The organism is Larkinella insperata (assembly GCF_026248825.1).
GTDB lineage: Bacteria > Bacteroidota > Bacteroidia > Cytophagales > Spirosomataceae > Larkinella > Larkinella insperata.
In genome coordinates this window covers 1374150-1391742 of record NZ_CP110973.1, presented here as the reverse complement: position 1 = coordinate 1391742, position 17593 = coordinate 1374150, and the positions used below count along the sequence as shown (strand labels likewise).

Here is a 17593-nt window from a genome sequence, read left to right as displayed (position 1 = left end):
ACCACAAACTCACGCGATTCATCGCCTTAGATTCGTAAAACAATGGCAGATATCGACACCGGTGGGGGTGGTGGTAAGCATAAAGGTGGGAAAGTCCGAAGTAAAAAAGGGTCAACCCGGGTCGATATGACCCCGATGGTAGACTTGGGATTTCTTCTCATCACGTTTTTCATTCTTGCCTCCACCTTAAGCAAACCGTCTTCGATGACACTGAACGTGCCTGACAAGACCGAAAAAGTTGAAACGGAGCCTATTAAGGCTTCGAAAGTAATGACGATTTTCCTGGGAAAAGAAAACCAGATTCACTACATTTTTGGAAAAGCCGCCAACGAAGACCCGAAATTGGAAACGGTTCAGTTTGGTCCGCAAATCCGGGATGCTGTGCAGGAAAACAAGCGCAAAATTGGAGAAAAAGATTTCGTTGTAGTTATCAAACCGACCAAAGAATCTACCTATAAAAACCTGGTAGACATGCTGGACGAAATGGCCATCACGAAAACGAAGCGCTACGCGTTAGTTGATCAGTTGACTCCCGATGAGGAAAAGCTTATCGCTGACAAAATGAAGTAATGAACGGCCTAAAAACAATTCAATGAATTAATCGCCATGGCAGAAGTAACGACTAACACGGGAACACTTGACGATATAGTGTTTGCCAATCGTAACAAGGCGTATGGTGCGTATACATTACGGAAAGACTATTCCAAGACGGTATATCGTGCACTGATCATTGGATCGGTGCTCTTCCTCTTGGCGATGGCTACCCCGACAATCATTTCCGTTCTGAAACCCGAGGAGCAGGAGCAGGCAATGGTTGAAGTGGACCTGATGAAGTTACCACCCCCGCCAATCGATCCGAATGAACCCCCCCCACCGCCACCACCGCCGGTTGAATTGCCGAAGGTAAACACGGTGAAGTTCCTTCCGCCGGAAGTAAAACCGGATGAAGAAGTACCCGAAGAAACCCCTCCTCCAACAGTTGAGGAGCTGAAAGAAGCCGTTGCGGCTGAGAAAACGCAGGAAGGTGACCCCAACGCCGAAGAGGTAATTGTGGCACCCGAAGAAACCGCCGGTCCGACGAAAGTCGAAGCGGCTGTGGAAGCGGCTCCGAAAGAAGAACAAATCTTCACTGTGGTAGAACAAAATCCGGAATTTCCGGGTGGGATGTCGGCTCTGGGCCAATTCCTTGGAAAGAACATTCGCTACCCACCCGCAGCATCACGGGCTAACGTATCCGGCCGGGTGTTTGTAAGCTTCGTTGTTAATACCGACGGAAGTATTCAAGACGTGACCGTTCTGAAAGGACTGGGCTTTGGTACGGATGAAGAAGCTATGCGCGTTGTAAAGGCCATGCCAAAATGGAGACCGGGCAAACAGTCTGGTCGTCCGGTGCGGGTTAAATACAACTTGCCGATTAACTTCCAGCTGGAGTAAACCTACGAATGAAAGGAAGACCATCTGGAGATCTTCTCAGCCTGTATCTCAATGTGCTGATGGGATTGCTATACTTGGGAGGGGGCATCTACCTGATTGCCTCCTCCCAGTCTTTTGGACTATTACCGATCGGTACGTTCCGTTATTTATTAGCAGGTCTACTGGTCGCTTATGGATTGTTCAGGATGTATCGAGGTGTACAACGTCTATTTTAGGGTATGAATGTGCTGATCAGAATAGGGATGGGGTTTTGCCTGCTCAGCATGTTAGCCTGCAACTCTCCCTCGGCGGATAACCCAACGCATGGCAGTGTTGTGATAACATCTGATGAATCACTGCAGCCTATGGTTGAGTCGATTTACAAGGCATACGAGGGTGTTTATCCAAGAACAAAATTCAATGTTATTTTTAAGCCCGAAGAAGAAGCCATTGCTTTAATGCTGCGGGATAGTGCTCGTCTGGTTTTTTCTACTCGGCAACTAAATGAGCGGGAAAAAGCTGTATTTACAAAAGAAAAAATAAAGTATAAATCTGAGTTTATTGCCACCGACGGTATTGCGCTGATTGTAGGTCGCCAAAATTCGGATAGCCTGATTACTACCGCTGAGCTGAATGGTATTTTTCAAGGCCAAATTACCAATTGGGAGCAGTTAAAACGCAGTAACCAACGTGGTCCTATAATACTGGTATTCGATAATAACAATTCAAGCAACTTGAATTTTATGTTGAGCCAGTTTAAGGTGAAAAACTTAAGCCGGATTAAAATTTTTACAGTTAATTCAAACAAACAGGTGATCGAATATGTTCGTCAAAATCCGACGGCATTAGGTTTCATTGGTGTGAATTGGATTAGCGATGGTGATTCGCCGATAACAGCAGAATTGTCTAAGAATCTACGGGTTATGGGTGTGTCTGAAAAGCCAAATCCAGTTTCTGTTGATGATTTTTTTCAACCGTTTCAAAAGAATTTGGGTTTAAAGACATATCCGTTACGACGAAACGTTTATGTAATTAGCCGGGAGGCCCACTCGGGTTTAGGTAGTGGTCTGATTAATTACATTATGCGGGATGTCGGCGGGCTGCTTATAGAAAAAAGTGGCCTTTGGCCTGCAAAACCGTACGTTCGAGAGGTTGTTTTGGAAAATAAGTAAAAAGTTTTCCGTTTTTTGGCAATCTTCTAGTTTTGTATTTTGTTATTACAATTTAGTACTTTATTATTTATCCATTCTCAACCTGAAAAAGGCATGAAGTTTCAAAAGAAAGCTCTGTTGACAGTGGTGGCCGCCGGTATGTTCGGTTCATTACAAGCGGTTGCCCAAGATGCACAGTCGGGGGTGAAGGATCTGGAAGCAGGCCGTTACAACAAGGCTATCCAAACTTTTCAAGGTTTGGCGACCAGTGCCCCTTCGGCCGACAACTATTTTTATCTGGGATATGCTCAGTTGAAAGCTGGCGATCCGGATGCTGCGAAACAAGCGTTTGAAAAAGGTGTGGCTGCTGATGCGAAAAACCAACTCAACAACGTTGGGTTAGGAGCTGTCGCGCTGGCTAAGAAAGATCGTGCAACGGCAAAGACCTTGATCGATAACGCCCTAAAAGAAACTAAGAATAAAAACATGGACGTGTTGCTTCGCGCAGGTGAGGCTTATACCATGTTTAGAAAGCCCGAAGAAGGCATGAACGATCCGGCAGAGGCTATCCGGATTCTGACCATTGCCGACGAACGGGATAAGAAGAATGAGAACGCCGAAATTGAAATGGCGTTAGGTGATGCTTATACGTTGAAGAACGATGGTGGTAATGCGGTAACGAAATACGAAAACGCATTGGCCATTCGCCCGAATGACGCCGAAGCTAAGTACAAAATCGGTAACACGTTCCTGCGCGCTAAAAACTATCCGCAGGCGCAGAAGTTTTACGAAGAAGCCATCACGGCTGACCCGGAGTTTGCTCCTACGTACGAAGATTTGGCTGAAGCCTTCTTCGGCTCACGCGCTTACAAAAATGCTTCTAAAAACATGGATTTGTACATCCAGAAAAGCCAGACTACCAACGTAGACAAACTGCTGCGTTCGGCTCAGTTCGACTTCCTGGCGGGTGACAACAACCGGGCTATTCAGAAGCTGGATCAGTTGAAAGGTAAAGTAAACACGCCGGTTATTCAACGGATTTACGGCTGGGCTTATTCAGGTGCCGGTAAATACAACGAATCCATCGAAGCGCTGAACAACTTCATTCAGACTGCCCCAGACCGCGTTATTCCTGACGATTATAAATACTTGGGCCGTGCATATGCGCAATTGGGTACACCCGAAGGTGACTCTTTGGCCATCGTAAACCTGGAAAAAGCAGCTCCGATGGACAGCACTGAAAACGTTTATCGGGAAATTGGCAAACTTTTGTATACCGCCAAAAAATACGATCAATCGATCGGTGCGTGGAAGAAAGCCATTCTGATGGATACAAGCAAAGCTACGACCAACGATTACTTTCAATTGGGTATGTCAAACTACCTGCAGGCAAGCCGGATTGGTCGGGATAGCACCTTGATGATGGGTGGTGATACAGCTGCTATTCGTCAGGCGAAAGAGAACTATTATACGGCTGCTGATTCTGCTTTCTTGAAAGTAAACCAGATCACGCCGGATTGGTCGCCGGGCTATTATTTCCGCGCTTCCGCTAACTACTTCAGCGACACGAAAGGTGCGATGAATACTGGAGAGCCTGTAGCGCTGTATGAAAAATACCTTGAAGTTGCCGATAAGGAGATTGCAACAGATGCAGCCAAGAAAGAAGCCAACAAACGGTATATGATGACTGCCTACAAATTCCTGTCGTCGTACTATGCGAACAAAAATGACGCCGTGAAGTCGCGGGAATACCTGTCAAAAGCCGCAGAACTGGATCCGAACGATAAGGATGTTCAGAACGCCCTGAATCCACCGGCTCAGCAACCTGCTGCTACGAAACCCGCTTCTAAACCTGGTGCGAAAAAGCCCGCCGGTAAGGCTACGAAGTAACCCTTAGCGTTACTAAAGTGCAAAAAGGAGTCCCTGGAATGGGACTCCTTTTTGTTTTAATGCTCCCATTAATAAATACTTAGGAGGGAAAATGATATTTTCCTGACAAGAATTGTATTTTTGTACGCAAACTTGCGTGTATCTTACAAAACTCTATGCTCAATCTTGTACTATTTGGCCCGCCGGGTGCTGGGAAAGGCACACAAAGTGAAAAATTAATCGCAACGTATCACTTGGTACACTTATCAACAGGTGACCTGTTGCGCTCCGAAATCCGGGCAGGAACGGAACTGGGATTACGTGCTAAAATGCTCATGGATCAGGGAATTCTGGTGCCTGATGAGGTGGTAATCGGCATGATTGAGAACAAATTGAACGAGAATCAGTCGGCAGCCGGTTTCATTTTTGATGGTTTTCCACGGACGGTTCCGCAAGCCGAGGCACTCGATCAGTTGCTGGCCCAGTACAATACCGGGATTACGGTAATGGTTGCCCTGGAGGTCGATGAGGAAGAATTGACTAAGCGGTTGTTGATTCGGGGCCTGTCGTCAGGGCGTCCTGATGATCAAAACGAAGATTTGATCCGACGACGGGTTAAAGAATATAACGATAAAACCGCACCGGTGGCTGGTTATTACGAGTCGCAGGGAAAGTTTAAAGCTATCAACGGTATTGGGACCATCGAAGAAATTTTCCAGGCCATTTGTGAGAAAATAGAAACCGCCTAGACGACTCTTGTGCGTCAGGCAAAGCAGCGGTGTTAAAAGAAGGGTATGGCTTCATCAAACTTTATAGATTACGTAAAAATTAATGTTCGATCCGGAGCAGGAGGGGCGGGTTCCATGCATTTTCGGCGGGAAAAACACGTCGATAAGGGTGGACCCGATGGCGGTGATGGTGGCCGGGGAGGACATATCATTCTGAAGGGAAGCGCCCAGCTCTGGACATTACTGCATTTAAAGTATCAAAAACACATCAAAGCCAAGCCCGGCCGAGCGGGTGAGGGAGGTCGCCGGACGGGCGCGGAAGGGGATGACGTGATCATTGAAGTTCCTCTGGGTACTGTGGCGCGTCATGCGGAAACTGGCGAACGGATGGCAGAAATCACGGAAGACGGCCAGCAGATTATCTTGCTTCACGGTGGTCGGGGTGGTTTGGGCAACGATCATTACAAGTCGTCGACCCGCCAGACGCCCGACTACGCACAGCCGGGCGAACCCGGGCAAGAAGCCTGGGTCATTTTGGAACTAAAACTTTTGGCCGATGTCGGTCTGGTGGGCTTTCCCAATGCTGGTAAATCAACCCTGCTGTCGGTTGTTTCAGCGGCAAAGCCCGAAATCGCAGACTATCCGTTTACAACCCTGGTTCCCCAATTGGGCGTGGTAGCGTATCGGGACTACAAGTCGTTTGTGATGGCTGATATTCCGGGAATCATTGAAGGGGCTTCACAGGGTAAAGGGTTAGGATTGCGTTTTTTGCGTCATATTGAGCGGAATTCCATTTTGCTGTTCGTGGTGCCAGCCACCAGCGAAGATTGGGCTGCCGAATACGAAACACTGTTGAACGAACTGCGTCAATACAATCCCGAATTGCTTGACAAGGAGCGTCTGTTGGCAATTTCTAAGATAGATTTAATCGACGAAATAGACTATAGCACGGTTATTGATCGTTTACCCGCTGGAATACCGACGGTGTTTATTTCAGCTATTCGTCAGCAAGGATTAGTAGAACTTAAAGACTTGATATGGAAGGCTTTAACCCGTACGGAAGAATAACAGTACCCAATCCGGCGATCACCCACCGTGATTGACTCAATCGGACGCTATGAAGATTAATCGAATTTCTACAACGTTATTCTACATCTTATTTTTACTGCTTCCTGCGTTCAGCATAGCGCAGCAACTTCAAATTACATTTCCGCGGTCCAGAATGGTTTTCCAACGGAACAAAGGCAACGAAGCCAGTCTCTGGATTGGTGGTTATTATGCATTGCCATTTTCCCGCATCCAGGTTCGGGCTGAACCGATGGATGGCGGAACGCTGCTGGATTGGACAACGCTCCAGGATAATCCGAAAGGGGGTGCTTTTGCTGGCTCGGTTACGGTAAGGGGTGGCTGGTACCGCCTGAGAATCCGGGGCTTGCAGGGCGAACAATACATTGAGGGCGGAGGGGTAGAACGAATTGGTGTGGGAGAAGTTTTTGTAGTTGCCGGGCAGTCCAACGGCCAAGGTTTTTTTAATTTTGGTGAACAAGGCGCTAGCAGTGACAGAGTTAGCTGCGTCGATGTCGGAATAGGGGACGAATCTCCGCGCGACCCGAATACACTTGAGTTTTCGCACCTGGATGCCGGTAAATGGATTTTCCCTCGCGGGCAGAGCGCCTGGTGTTGGGGCGCTCTGGGCGATAGGCTAGTTGCTCGTCTGGGTGTTCCGGTTTTATTCTTCAATGCAGCTTGGCAGGGTTCTTCCTCCAAAAACTGGCGGGAGAGTTCAGAGGGCCTGCAAACGGCCTCAGACTATGACGGTGCTGTGAAATTTCAGGTCGGGCAACCTTACGGAAACCTGCGAACGGCGTTAAATTATTATGTTCAAACGCTGGGTATCCGGGCCATCCTCTGGCATCAGGGTGAAGCCGACAACTTCTCCAACCGTTCGGTGGACGACTATTTCAGAAACCTTTCAGGAGTAATCACCAAAAGCCGGGATCACAGTGGGAGGGATATTTCGTGGGTAGTCAGCCGGGCTTCTTACGACGATGAACGGGGAGTTGACGGGAACATCATCGCTGGGCAAAACAGAGTCATTCAAACAGTCAGAAATGTTTTTGCCGGACCCGAAACCGACGGCATTCAAATCCCCCGCGTTAGCTCTTACGATCCCGACAGAGTGCATTTTCATGATTACGGCTTAATTCAACTCGCTGATGCCTGGAGCAACAGCCTGAATGATGGCTTTTTTCAGAATTCAACGCCCCAGGACCCAAGACCTGGCGCTACACTCTCGGTAAGCTGTGCGGGTAACAATACGCTGTCTCTTAGAGTGGATGGAAACTATACTTCATTCAATTGGGGACCGAACGGCAATGCGCAAACCATTAATGTAGGAACGGGGCGCTACATGGCCACTGTGAAAGACGCGCTGGGAAATACGGTGTTTACGGCTCCCTATCAGGTTCCCGACCGCCCGACCATTACCGCCACCGGCCCGACTACCTTTTGCGAGGGAGGAAGTGTGACACTGGCTTCTAATTACGACAATACTTTCTGGAGCAACAACGCGACGGGGAGAAATGTTGCGGTATCTGCGGCTGGCACGTACCGGGCCGTTTACCGGGATGTGGGCAATTGCGAATTTACATCCAACAATGAAATTGCCGTCAACGTAAACCCCTTGCCTGCCACGCCAACCGTTCGTAATCTGGGACAGGCCCGTTTTTGCGATCGCAACGCAACAACCCTGGAAGCGACGGATGCCCTGACGTATAACTGGAGCACCGGCGAGAAGACCAAGCAGGTTGAGGTTCGTCGGGGAGGAACGTATTCGTTGACGGTTACCGATCAGAACGGTTGTATCTCGAGGCAGTCCAATCAGGTTGCCATCATTGTTGATCCGTTGCCCAACCGCCCGACCATCAGTGTGGGCGGCCCGACCACGTTCTGCGCTGATCAGAATGTTACCCTGACCTCGACCGCCGAAGCAAATTACGTTTGGGAAAGCGGACAGACGGCGCGGAGCATCACGATTAACCAGCCCGGAAACTACATGGTTCGAACCCGCAACATTTATAATTGCCTTTCCGACCCCTCCAATACGGTATCTATTCAGGTCAATGCGTTGCCTGCTCCGCCCACCGTTACGGCCAGCGGCTCCACTACCTTCTGCGATGGGGAGCGGGTGACATTAACGGCCAGCGGCTCACTGAAAGCGTTCTGGAACGTAGGCGATTCAACGCAAAGTATCGTCGCGACGCGGTCAAATACCTATGCTGCCCGGGTTCGGGATGCAAACGGGTGCTTTTCGCCGACCTCTGCCAGCATTGTGGTTGATGTAAAACCCGTACCGTCGGTGCCAACCGTTCAGCAGATTGGTACCTATACACTGGAAGCGGCCGGAACCCGGCAGGGTGACTATTACTTGTGGGAACGGGATAATGTCGCGGTTGAGCCGCGCACGTCAATTATTAAGGCTGACCAAACCGGAGCCTACCGAACCCGGGCCTACCTGGCTTACGAAGGCAATCTGGTCTGTGCGTCTGACTTTTCGGCTCCAATCGCTTTCACGCTCATTATCGACAATGAGGGCCTGAGTATCTATCCAAATCCCAGTCCGGATAAAGAATTAACCCTGGAAACTCTGGAAAACATTACCGATGCCACGCTGACCTTAATGACACTGAGCGGGCAGGTTATTTGGAAAACTACGGTGGAAGACTTTAATCGGCAAAGAACCTGGAATTTGTCAACGGTTCCGGCGGGTCATTATATTCTGAATGTCCGATCAGCAACATTTAATGTTTCGAAACGTTTACTAATTGGTTTATAGGAAGTTAAGTCGTAGCAGGGATCGTTATCGGCTTTCAGAAAACCGTTTTGTTTTCCCAAAAAAAAGACGAATATTTGTTGAGTAATTGCACAAGATGAAAGCCCGTATGGGCTTTCATCTTCCTATCTGCACAAAATAGTAATCAGGTCATTTATAAATAGAAGGTATTGAATTAAGAACGATTACGTATTAACGAATGAAATTGAATGCATTTACCCGGATGCTTAGCATAGCGGGCTTTTTTCTTTTCGGGTATCCTACCCTTGCACAGTTAAAAATAACGTATCCTGCCAGCCGGGCCGTTTTCCAACGGGATCAAAGCGACAACAGTACGATATTCATTTCCGGCTCTTATACACAGCCCATCACGAAAGTAGAAGCGCGTCTGGTGCCCATGAATGAAGGCCAGGGCCTTGAGACGGGTTGGCAGACCATACAAACGGAGCCGAAAGGCGGTCTGTTTCAGGGCGCTATTCAGGGTAGGGGCGGCTGGTACCGGCTGGAAGCGCGGGCCTGGCAGGGCAATACCCTGATCGGGCAGGACAACGTGCTGCGAATTGGTATTGGTGAGGTTTTCATTATCACCGGTCAGTCGAACGCCCAGGGTTTCCAGCAACGCGGAGCCGAGGGCGCAACCGATGATCGGGTTAACTGCATTACCTACGACAACACGGCTACCAATTCGCTCGATAATCCGCCTTCGCTCAGTTTTCGGCAACTCGGGGCTGATGCACTTGTGGGGCCACGGGGGCAGAGTGCCTGGTGCTGGGGTTTGCTGGGGGACATGATTACCCGCCGGTATAACGTCCCGGTATTGTTTATCAACACCGCCTGGGCTGGCACGGCCATTCATAACTGGACGGAAAGCTTCGACGGGGGAACAACGAAAAACGTCTTTCTGGAACAGAACCTGCCCGCCGGTATGCCCTACGGAAATTTGCTGGTTTCGTTACGGTATTTTAGTTCTCTTCAGGGCTTGCGCGCGGTGTTGTGGCAACAGGGCGAAACCGATAACCACCTGCGAATTCAGCAGGAGCAGTACCGCGTTTCCATGCAGTTGCTGATTAACAAAACCCGGGCTGATACCCGGCGGTACCCTTCCTGGATGCTGGCTCGTTCGTCTTACAACTTGGGCCGCGTTGAACCCGGCGTTATCGCGGCTCAAAATCAGGTGATCGGTACGTTCAACAACAACGTTTTTGCCGGACCCGAAACCGACAACATTCAGATCCCACGGTACGACGCCGAAAACAATAACGGTGGAACTCACTTCGGGGGCGACGGGCTGCGTCAGTATGCTGAAGCCTGGTTTGCCAGCATGAACGAGCGGTTCTTTAGCGGAGCGATTCCGTTGCTGCCTCTGCCAACACCAGCCCTGACGGTGGGCTGTGCGTCGACCAACCAGAGCGTTAGTCTGAGCCTGCAAACGGAGGTTCGGGATCGGGATAATACGGCTTTTGCTCTTACCAACATTACCTGGAGCAACGGCCAGAAAGGCAGTACCCTAAATGTTACGACGCCTGGTACCTATTACGCCATTGCGAAAGATGCTACCGGTACCACCTTCATTTCTCCGTCGGTTACCATAGCGGCTCCGCTGGTTCCGGTAACGCCAAAAATCACGCAGACGGGGCAGCAGCAGGCTTGTGCGGATTCGACGTTTACCTTTACCACCGATGCACCAGCTGCTAATAACATCATCTGGAGCACCAACGCCACATCCCGGCAGCTCACCGTCGGAACGGCGGGCACCTATACCGCGCGGGCAATCAATCTTTACGGCTGTACATCGGCGGTATCGGCTCCGGCCAACCTCGTTATTCAGCCCCGTCAGACCGCTCCGACCGTCGAACAGCGCGGCCCTTTCTCCCTGCAGGCAATTCCCCCGGCTGGGGCTCCGGCCGCCAAACGACAGTATGACTGGCAAACGGACGGTAAGCTGGTCGCGGGCAATTCGGACGTGATCAAAGTAATCCAAAACGGATTTTATGCGGCTCGTTCCAAAACGACATTTGCCTTGGGCGCTACGTCCATCGTTTGTTATTCACCGTATTCCAAGGAAGTTCCGTACATCGGAAACGAGAAGGCCGGCAACGAAATCATCGCCTTCCCGAATCCCTCCACCGACGGTATTGTACGGCTTGAAATCAAAGAAAATATCAAAAACGCCAACATAACCGTCTCAACCTTAAGCGGTCAGGTCGTTTATAAAACCTCGGTGCCGGTTTTTGATAACCAGGTGGCCATCAACCTGTCGGCTCTCTCCGTAGGTAATTACGTTGTTCAAATCAAGGCCGACGGCTATCAGGCTACCCGGCGTGTTTGGATAAAATAGGGACTAAGTATGTAATAAAAGGGGCTTGTCAATGGATTGACAAGCCCCTTTTATGTTGATAAATCCGTGGTTATTTGGTAAATTTGAACAGTAAATTTGTGTTTAAAATATCATTAACTTGCGCGCTTTCTGCAACCTAGTATGAACACAACCTATTTGCCTTCTGATTATTTGCCTATTCTCATTCAATTGGGATTAGCGCTGGGATTTATCGTGACAACCATGATTGTCACGCACAACATTGGTCCGAAACGAAACAGCGTAAAGAAAGATGACCCGTTTGAGTGCGGTATTCCGGTACAGGGAGACGCCCGGGCACCAATTTCAATTAAATACTTTCTCATTGCCATTCTTTTTGTTCTGTTCGATGTCGAAGTAATCTTTATGTATCCTTGGGCCGTCAATTTTAAGACACTGGGTACGACGGGATTTGTGGAAATGGTGTTGTTTATGGGACTGCTGCTGTCCGGATTTTATTACATCCTGAAGAAGGGCGTTTTGAAGTGGGAGTAAACTGAAACTCAGGATTAAATGTTTATCTGTTGTTATCAACAAACAACCGAACACTATGGCAAGTGACATAAAAATCGTCGAGGCACCCGATAGCTACAGCGGAGCCGGTTTTCAGGCGACTTCATTCGATAAAATCATTGGATTAGCCCGGGCAAATTCGCTGTGGCCGCTCCCTTTTGCAACCTCCTGCTGCGGCATTGAGTTTATGTCGACCATGGCATCACGGTATGACATTGCCCGGTTTGGTGCCGAACGTCCGAGTTTTTCACCCCGTCAGGCTGATGTCCTGCTGGTAGCCGGAACGATTGCCAAGAAAATGGCACCGGTACTCAAGCAGGTCTATCTGCAAATGGCCGAACCTCGTTGGGTTATCGCCATTGGCGCCTGTGCATCAAGTGGGGGTATTTTCGATACCTATAGCGTTCTGCAGGGCATCGACCGCATCATTCCGGTGGATGTTTACGTGCCGGGTTGCCCACCGCGTCCGGAGCAGATTCTGGACGGCTTGATGCAGGTCCAGGAACTGGCCAAAAACGAATCCCTGCGCCGAAGGAATTCATCCGAATACCAGCATCTGCTGGAATCGTATAATATTCAATGATTCAATGGTTGAATGGTTAAGCTGCTGCATGGCTCCTGCAACCATTCAACCATTCAACAACTCGACCTCTTTTCATGACCAACGAAGAAGTTGCTAAAGATTTGATCCGCCAGTTTGGTGAAAATGTCTACGATTTTGACGAACCGTACGGCATGCTGACCCTTTCAACCAGTCGGGAGCAAATCGTTTCGATGATTGAGTACCTGAAAAATCATTCCCTGTATCAGATCAATTTTCTGACGACGCTCTGCGGTGTTCATTATCCCGACGACCCGGAGCCGGAGCGAGAATTCTGCATCGTTTATCAACTTCATAGTTTGGTCAACAATTTCCGGATTCGCATCAAGGTGTTTCTGGCGGAAAATGGTCTGCACATCCCGACTCTGACGACGGTTTTTCAGAGTGCCAACTGGATGGAGCGCGAAACCTACGATTTCTTCGGCGTCATCTTTGATGGGCATCCGAATCTAAAGCGGATTCTGAACATGGAAGACATGGACTATTTCCCGATGCGGAGAGAGTACCCGCTCGAAGATCCCACGCGGGAAGATAAAATTGATGCATTATTTGGTCGATAGGTTTTCGGTGGTTAGGTGGCGGTAATGCTGTTTAAATCCTGTTCACCAGTTGACCATCAAACCTTCATTACGTAAACTACATGAGCACCGTACTCGATATATCGAATAAAAATGTACCCGGCAGTGATTTGCCGGCAAAGTCTGGCGAATCGGTTCAGTACGTCAATGAGTTAACGACCCTCAACCTCGGTCCTACCCACCCGGCTACACACGGTATTTTTCAGAACATCCTGCAAATGGATGGGGAGAAAATCGTTTCGGGTGAGCAAACCGTTGGCTACATTCACCGGGCTTTCGAGAAAATTGCCGAACGGCGTCCGTTCTACCAGATCACTACGCTGACCGACCGAATGAACTACTGTTCGTCGCCGATCAATAACTTCGGTTGGCACATGACGGTCGAGAAGTTGCTGGGAATCACCGTGCCGAAGCGGGCCGAGTACATCCGCGTTATCATGATGGAGCTGGCCCGAATTGCCGACCACCTGATTTGTAACGGTATTCTTGGGGTTGATACCGGAGCTTTTACCGGCTTTCTTTACCTGTTCGAAGAACGCGAAAATATCTACGAAATCTACGAAGAAGTCTGCGGAGCGCGTCTGACTACCAACATGGGCCGCATCGGCGGTATGGAACGCGATCTGTCGGCCGAAGCAATTCGGAAAATCCGGGCCTTCATTAAACGGTTTCCGCCCATTATGCGCGAGTTCGAGAAGCTTTTCAACCGCAACCGGATCTTTATGGACCGCATCATTGACGTGGGTGGCATTACGGCGGAACGGGCCCTGAATTACGGCTTTACCGGCCCAAACCTGCGGGCGGCCGGTGTTGACTACGATGTGCGCGTGATGAACCCGTATTCGTCCTACCAGGATTTTGAATTCGAAATTCCGGTGGGCAAAAGTGGTGACACCTACGACCGGTTTATGGTGCGGAACGAAGAAATCTGGCAGAGCCTGCGAATCATTGAGCAAGCCATCGAAAACCTGCCGGAAGGCCCGCACTTTGCCGACGCACCGGAATATTATCTGCCGCCGAAAAAAGAAGTTTACCGGAACATGGAAGCCCTGATCTATCACTTCAAAATTGTGATGGGTGAGATCGATGCGCCGGTGGGCGAGGTCTACCACGCCGTTGAAGGCGGAAACGGGGAACTGGGCTTTTACCTGATCAGCGACGGCGGCCGGGCGCCCTACCGGTTGCATTTCCGGCGGCCCTGCTTCATCTATTATCAGGCTTACCCGGAAATGTGCAAAGGCCTGACGCTTTCAGATGCAATTGTCATTATGAGTAGCCTGAACGTAATTGCGGGCGAATTGGACGGATAATTCGGCGCGGTAGAAAGCAAGATGTCCATTTCTGCTGACAAGAAAGTTTAGCAAGGCTGGAAATCGCTAAGTTCAAGGAAGCCTGTCGCGTATAAATTTGAACCTGCTCCGTTGAGGTGGCAGGAAGTTTGAAGAATACCTGCTGTAAACCGATATGACGGAAACGCAAAATACCGTAGAATTTACCCCCGAACGGCTTTCAAAAGCCCAGGAAATTATAGCCCGTTACCCGGAAGGCCGTCAAAAGTCGGCTCTGTTACCGTTGTTACACCTGGCCCAGGAGCAGTGGGGCTGGCTGAGTCCCGAGGTAATGGATTATGTCGCCCGGATGCTTGACATTCAGGCCATTGAGGTCTATGAAGTGGCCACGTTTTACACCATGTTCCACTTAGATCCGGTTGGTAAACACGTTATTGAGTATTGCCGAACGGGACCATGCTGCCTGATGGGGGGCGAAGAGGTTTACGATTATCTGAAACAGAAGCTGGGTATTCAGGCGGGCGAAACAACCCCGGATCAGAAATTTACCCTGAAAGAAGTGGAATGTCTGGCCGCCTGTGGGATGGGTCCTGTTTTCCAGATTCGGGAACAATATTACATGCATCTGACAAAGAAGCGCGTCGATGAGATCATCGAAGAGTTGAGTAAATAACGCTTAGGCTCTCTTCGTTTTAAATAAACAAGCTCCGGTAAGGGCGGAAGCGATGGTAAAAATACCAGACCTTTTCGCCACTAGGATTTAAACCAGTTTCTACTCACTATGGGCAAAAAGATTCTGCTCGAACATATTAACGTTCCCGGCATCGAAACCTACGATGTATACCGGAAACAGGGTGGTTATACCGCTGTTGAGAAGGCGCTTAAGACCATGACACCCGATGAAGTGGTTGAAGAAGTGAAGAAGTCTGGCGTACGCGGTCGGGGTGGCGCAGGCTTTCCGATGGGCATGAAATGGAGCTTCCTGGCTAAACCCGAGGGCGTGCCCCGCTATCTGGTCTGCAATGCCGACGAATCGGAGCCCGGTACGTTCAAAGACCATTACCTGATGAAGAACCTCCCGCACGTTCTCATCGAAGGCATGATCATCTCCAGTTACGCGCTGGGCGCCAACAAATCCTTTATTTACGTACGGGGTGAGTTGATGTACGTTGTTCGCATTCTTGAAAAAGCGATTGCCGAAGCCAAAGCCGCCGGTTTTCTGGGGAAAAACATCTTGGGTACGGGCTATGATCTGGAGCTGGTGGTGCAGCCCGGAGGTGGCGCTTACATTTGTGGCGAAGAAACAGCCCTGCTGGAATCCCTGGAAGGCAAACGGGGCAACCCACGCAACAAACCGCCGTTCCCGGCCGTGAAGGGCCTTTACCAGAGCCCGACGGTTGTCAACAACGTTGAATCCATTGCCACCACCTCCTGGATTATTAACAACGGGGGCGAGGCTTATGCCACTATCGGTATTGGCCGGAGTGCCGGAACCAAATTAATTTCGGCTTCGGGCCACATCAAAAAGCCGGGCGTGTACGAAATTGAACTGGGCGTTCCCGTCGAAGAATTTATTTACTCCGATGAATGGTGTGGCGGTATTCGCGACGGGCACCACCTGAAAGCCGTGGTGGCCGGTGGATCGTCCGTACCCATTCTGCCCGCCAACCTGATTCTGAAGCTGGCCAACGGTGATCCGCGCCTGATGACGTACGAATCGTTGTCGGATGGCGGTTTCCAGACCGGAACCATGCTGGGCTCGGGGGGCTTCATTGTCTTCGACGAAACGTCCTGCATTGTCCGCAATACCTGGAATTTCGCCCGGTTCTACCACCATGAATCCTGCGGACAGTGTAGCCCCTGCCGCGAAGGAACCGGCTGGATGGAGCGGGTTTTACACCGGATCGAATACGGTCACGGCAACCAACGCGATATTGATCTGCTGGTCGATGTGGCCAAAAAGATCGAAGGAAACACCATTTGTCCGCTCGGCGACGCTGCGGCCTGGCCGGTAGCCAGTGCCATCCGCCATTTCCGCGACGAATTTGAGTGGCATATCACCAACCCCTCCGAAGCCACCCAGCCGGGCGCGGTATTCAAAGGAGATATGGCCCTGGTGTAGTTTAATTATTTATTGGACGCTATAGCTAAATGGAAAATACACAACCGCAATTATTTAAAGTCACCATCGACGGTATTGAAGTCGAAGTGGAACCGGGAACGACCATTTTGCAGGCAGCCCGAAAAATTGGTGGTGATGTTGCCCCACCGGCCATGTGCTACTACCAACCGCTGAAAGGCAGTGGTGGAAAATGCCGGGCCTGTCTGGTTCGGGTAGCGGCTGGTTCCGCCAAAGATCCGCGGCCAATGCCCAAGCTGGTGGCTTCCTGTATCACGCCGGTTCAGGACGGTATGGTTGTTGAAAACTCGACCAACGAACAGGTTCTTTCGACCCGCAAAGCCATCGTGGAGTTTCTGCTGATCAATCACCCGCTGGATTGCCCCGTTTGCGATCAGGCTGGCGAGTGCGACCTGCAAAACTTTGCCTTCAACCACGGGATGGCCACCACCCGTTACGAAGAAGAGCGCCGGACGTTTGATAAACAGGATATTGGCCCTTACATCCAGCTCCACATGACGCGCTGCATCCTGTGCTACCGTTGCGTGTTTACCGCCGACCAGATTACGCAGAAACGCGTTCACGGCGTGTTGGGCCGGGGCGATGCCGCTGAAATCGGAACGTACATAGAAAAGGCCATTGATAACGATTTCTCCGGGAACGTCATCGACGTATGTCCCGTAGGTGCCTTAACCGACAAAACCTTCCGCTTCAAAAACCGCGTTTGGTTTACCAAGCCGGTTGACGCGCACCGCGATTGCCCAACCTGCTCGGGCAACGTAACGCTCTGGTACCGGGGCGAGGAAGTCATCCGGGTGACGGCGCGGAAAAATGAGTGGAACGAGGTGACGGAATTCATCTGCAACACCTGCCGGTTCGAGAAAAAGAACACCAGCGACTGGGTAATTGAAGGGCCTACGAAAATCTCGCGCAGTTCGGTTATTTCGGCCAACAAATACCGTCGTGATACGGTAAAACCGGATTTTCAGAGAAAGCTGGCGGCTGCTACCTACACCGACGTTCACGAAGAGCGCGATACGTCGCAACTGGGCATTCAGCAATTACCACCGGAACGGTTTGCTCCGGTTCTGCCGCACGCCAATGACCCGGAACCCTGATTGGCAAACCAGAAGACCGACCAGAG

At 50.2% G+C, this 17593-nt stretch carries 15 protein-coding genes; all 15 read left to right on the top strand.

Going from position 1 to position 17593, the window contains the following annotated elements; genetic code table 11:
• Positions 1 to 42: 42 nt before the first annotated feature.
• Positions 43 to 570, top strand: coding sequence for an ExbD/TolR family protein (locus tag OQ371_RS05610; protein WP_265992805.1), 528 nt, complete (start codon positions 43 to 45; stop codon positions 568 to 570).
• Positions 571 to 606: 36 nt separating this feature from the next.
• On the top strand, positions 607 to 1434 hold the full coding sequence (locus OQ371_RS05605; RefSeq protein WP_265992804.1) for an energy transducer TonB: 828 nt from the start codon (positions 607 to 609) through the stop codon (positions 1432 to 1434).
• Positions 1435 to 1652: 218 nt separating this feature from the next.
• Positions 1653 to 2585: a PstS family phosphate ABC transporter substrate-binding protein gene (locus tag OQ371_RS05600; RefSeq protein ID WP_265992803.1), complete on the top strand. Its 933-nt coding sequence runs from the start codon at positions 1653 to 1655 to the stop codon at positions 2583 to 2585.
• A gap of 93 nt (positions 2586 to 2678) precedes the next feature.
• Positions 2679 to 4454 carry a tetratricopeptide repeat protein gene (locus OQ371_RS05595; protein WP_265992802.1) on the top strand — a complete coding sequence of 592 codons (1776 nt, stop codon included), beginning with the start codon at positions 2679 to 2681 and terminating at the stop codon, positions 4452 to 4454.
• Positions 4455 to 4609: 155 nt separating this feature from the next.
• Positions 4610 to 5182, top strand: coding sequence for an adenylate kinase (locus tag OQ371_RS05590; RefSeq protein ID WP_265992801.1), 573 nt, complete (start codon positions 4610 to 4612; stop codon positions 5180 to 5182).
• 45 nt (positions 5183 to 5227) lie between these two features.
• Positions 5228 to 6229, top strand: coding sequence for a GTPase ObgE (gene obgE, locus OQ371_RS05585; protein ID WP_265992800.1), 1002 nt, complete (start codon positions 5228 to 5230; stop codon positions 6227 to 6229).
• 154 nt (positions 6230 to 6383) lie between these two features.
• Positions 6384 to 8996: a T9SS type A sorting domain-containing protein gene (locus tag OQ371_RS05580; protein WP_265992799.1), complete on the top strand. Its 2613-nt coding sequence runs from the start codon at positions 6384 to 6386 to the stop codon at positions 8994 to 8996.
• A gap of 196 nt (positions 8997 to 9192) precedes the next feature.
• Positions 9193 to 11331, top strand: coding sequence for a T9SS type A sorting domain-containing protein (locus tag OQ371_RS05575; RefSeq protein WP_265992798.1), 2139 nt, complete (start codon positions 9193 to 9195; stop codon positions 11329 to 11331).
• 141 nt (positions 11332 to 11472) lie between these two features.
• A complete protein-coding gene (locus tag OQ371_RS05570) occupies positions 11473 to 11844 on the top strand; it encodes an NADH-quinone oxidoreductase subunit A (protein WP_265992797.1) in 372 nt (123 codons plus the stop codon).
• A 55-nt stretch (positions 11845 to 11899) separates the two neighbouring features.
• The gene (locus OQ371_RS05565) at positions 11900 to 12445 is read left to right on the top strand and encodes an NADH-quinone oxidoreductase subunit B (RefSeq protein WP_265992796.1); all 546 of its coding nucleotides are present in this window, start codon (positions 11900 to 11902) and stop codon (positions 12443 to 12445) included.
• Between the two features lie 74 nt (positions 12446 to 12519).
• Positions 12520 to 13023 carry an NADH-quinone oxidoreductase subunit C gene (locus tag OQ371_RS05560; RefSeq protein WP_265992795.1) on the top strand — a complete coding sequence of 168 codons (504 nt, stop codon included), beginning with the start codon at positions 12520 to 12522 and terminating at the stop codon, positions 13021 to 13023.
• A gap of 80 nt (positions 13024 to 13103) precedes the next feature.
• Positions 13104 to 14351 carry an NADH dehydrogenase (quinone) subunit D gene (nuoD, locus tag OQ371_RS05555; RefSeq protein ID WP_265992794.1) on the top strand — a complete coding sequence of 416 codons (1248 nt, stop codon included), beginning with the start codon at positions 13104 to 13106 and terminating at the stop codon, positions 14349 to 14351.
• 154 nt (positions 14352 to 14505) lie between these two features.
• Positions 14506 to 15003, top strand: coding sequence for an NADH-quinone oxidoreductase subunit NuoE (nuoE, locus tag OQ371_RS05550; protein WP_265992793.1), 498 nt, complete (start codon positions 14506 to 14508; stop codon positions 15001 to 15003).
• Positions 15004 to 15111: 108 nt separating this feature from the next.
• Positions 15112 to 16452, top strand: a complete 1341-nt coding sequence (nuoF, locus tag OQ371_RS05545; RefSeq protein ID WP_265992792.1) for an NADH-quinone oxidoreductase subunit NuoF — start codon at positions 15112 to 15114, stop codon at positions 16450 to 16452.
• Between the two features lie 29 nt (positions 16453 to 16481).
• Entirely contained in the window at positions 16482 to 17567 is a 1086-nt protein-coding gene (locus tag OQ371_RS05540; protein ID WP_265992791.1) for an NADH-quinone oxidoreductase subunit G, read from the top strand.
• Positions 17568 to 17593 lie beyond the last annotated feature (26 nt).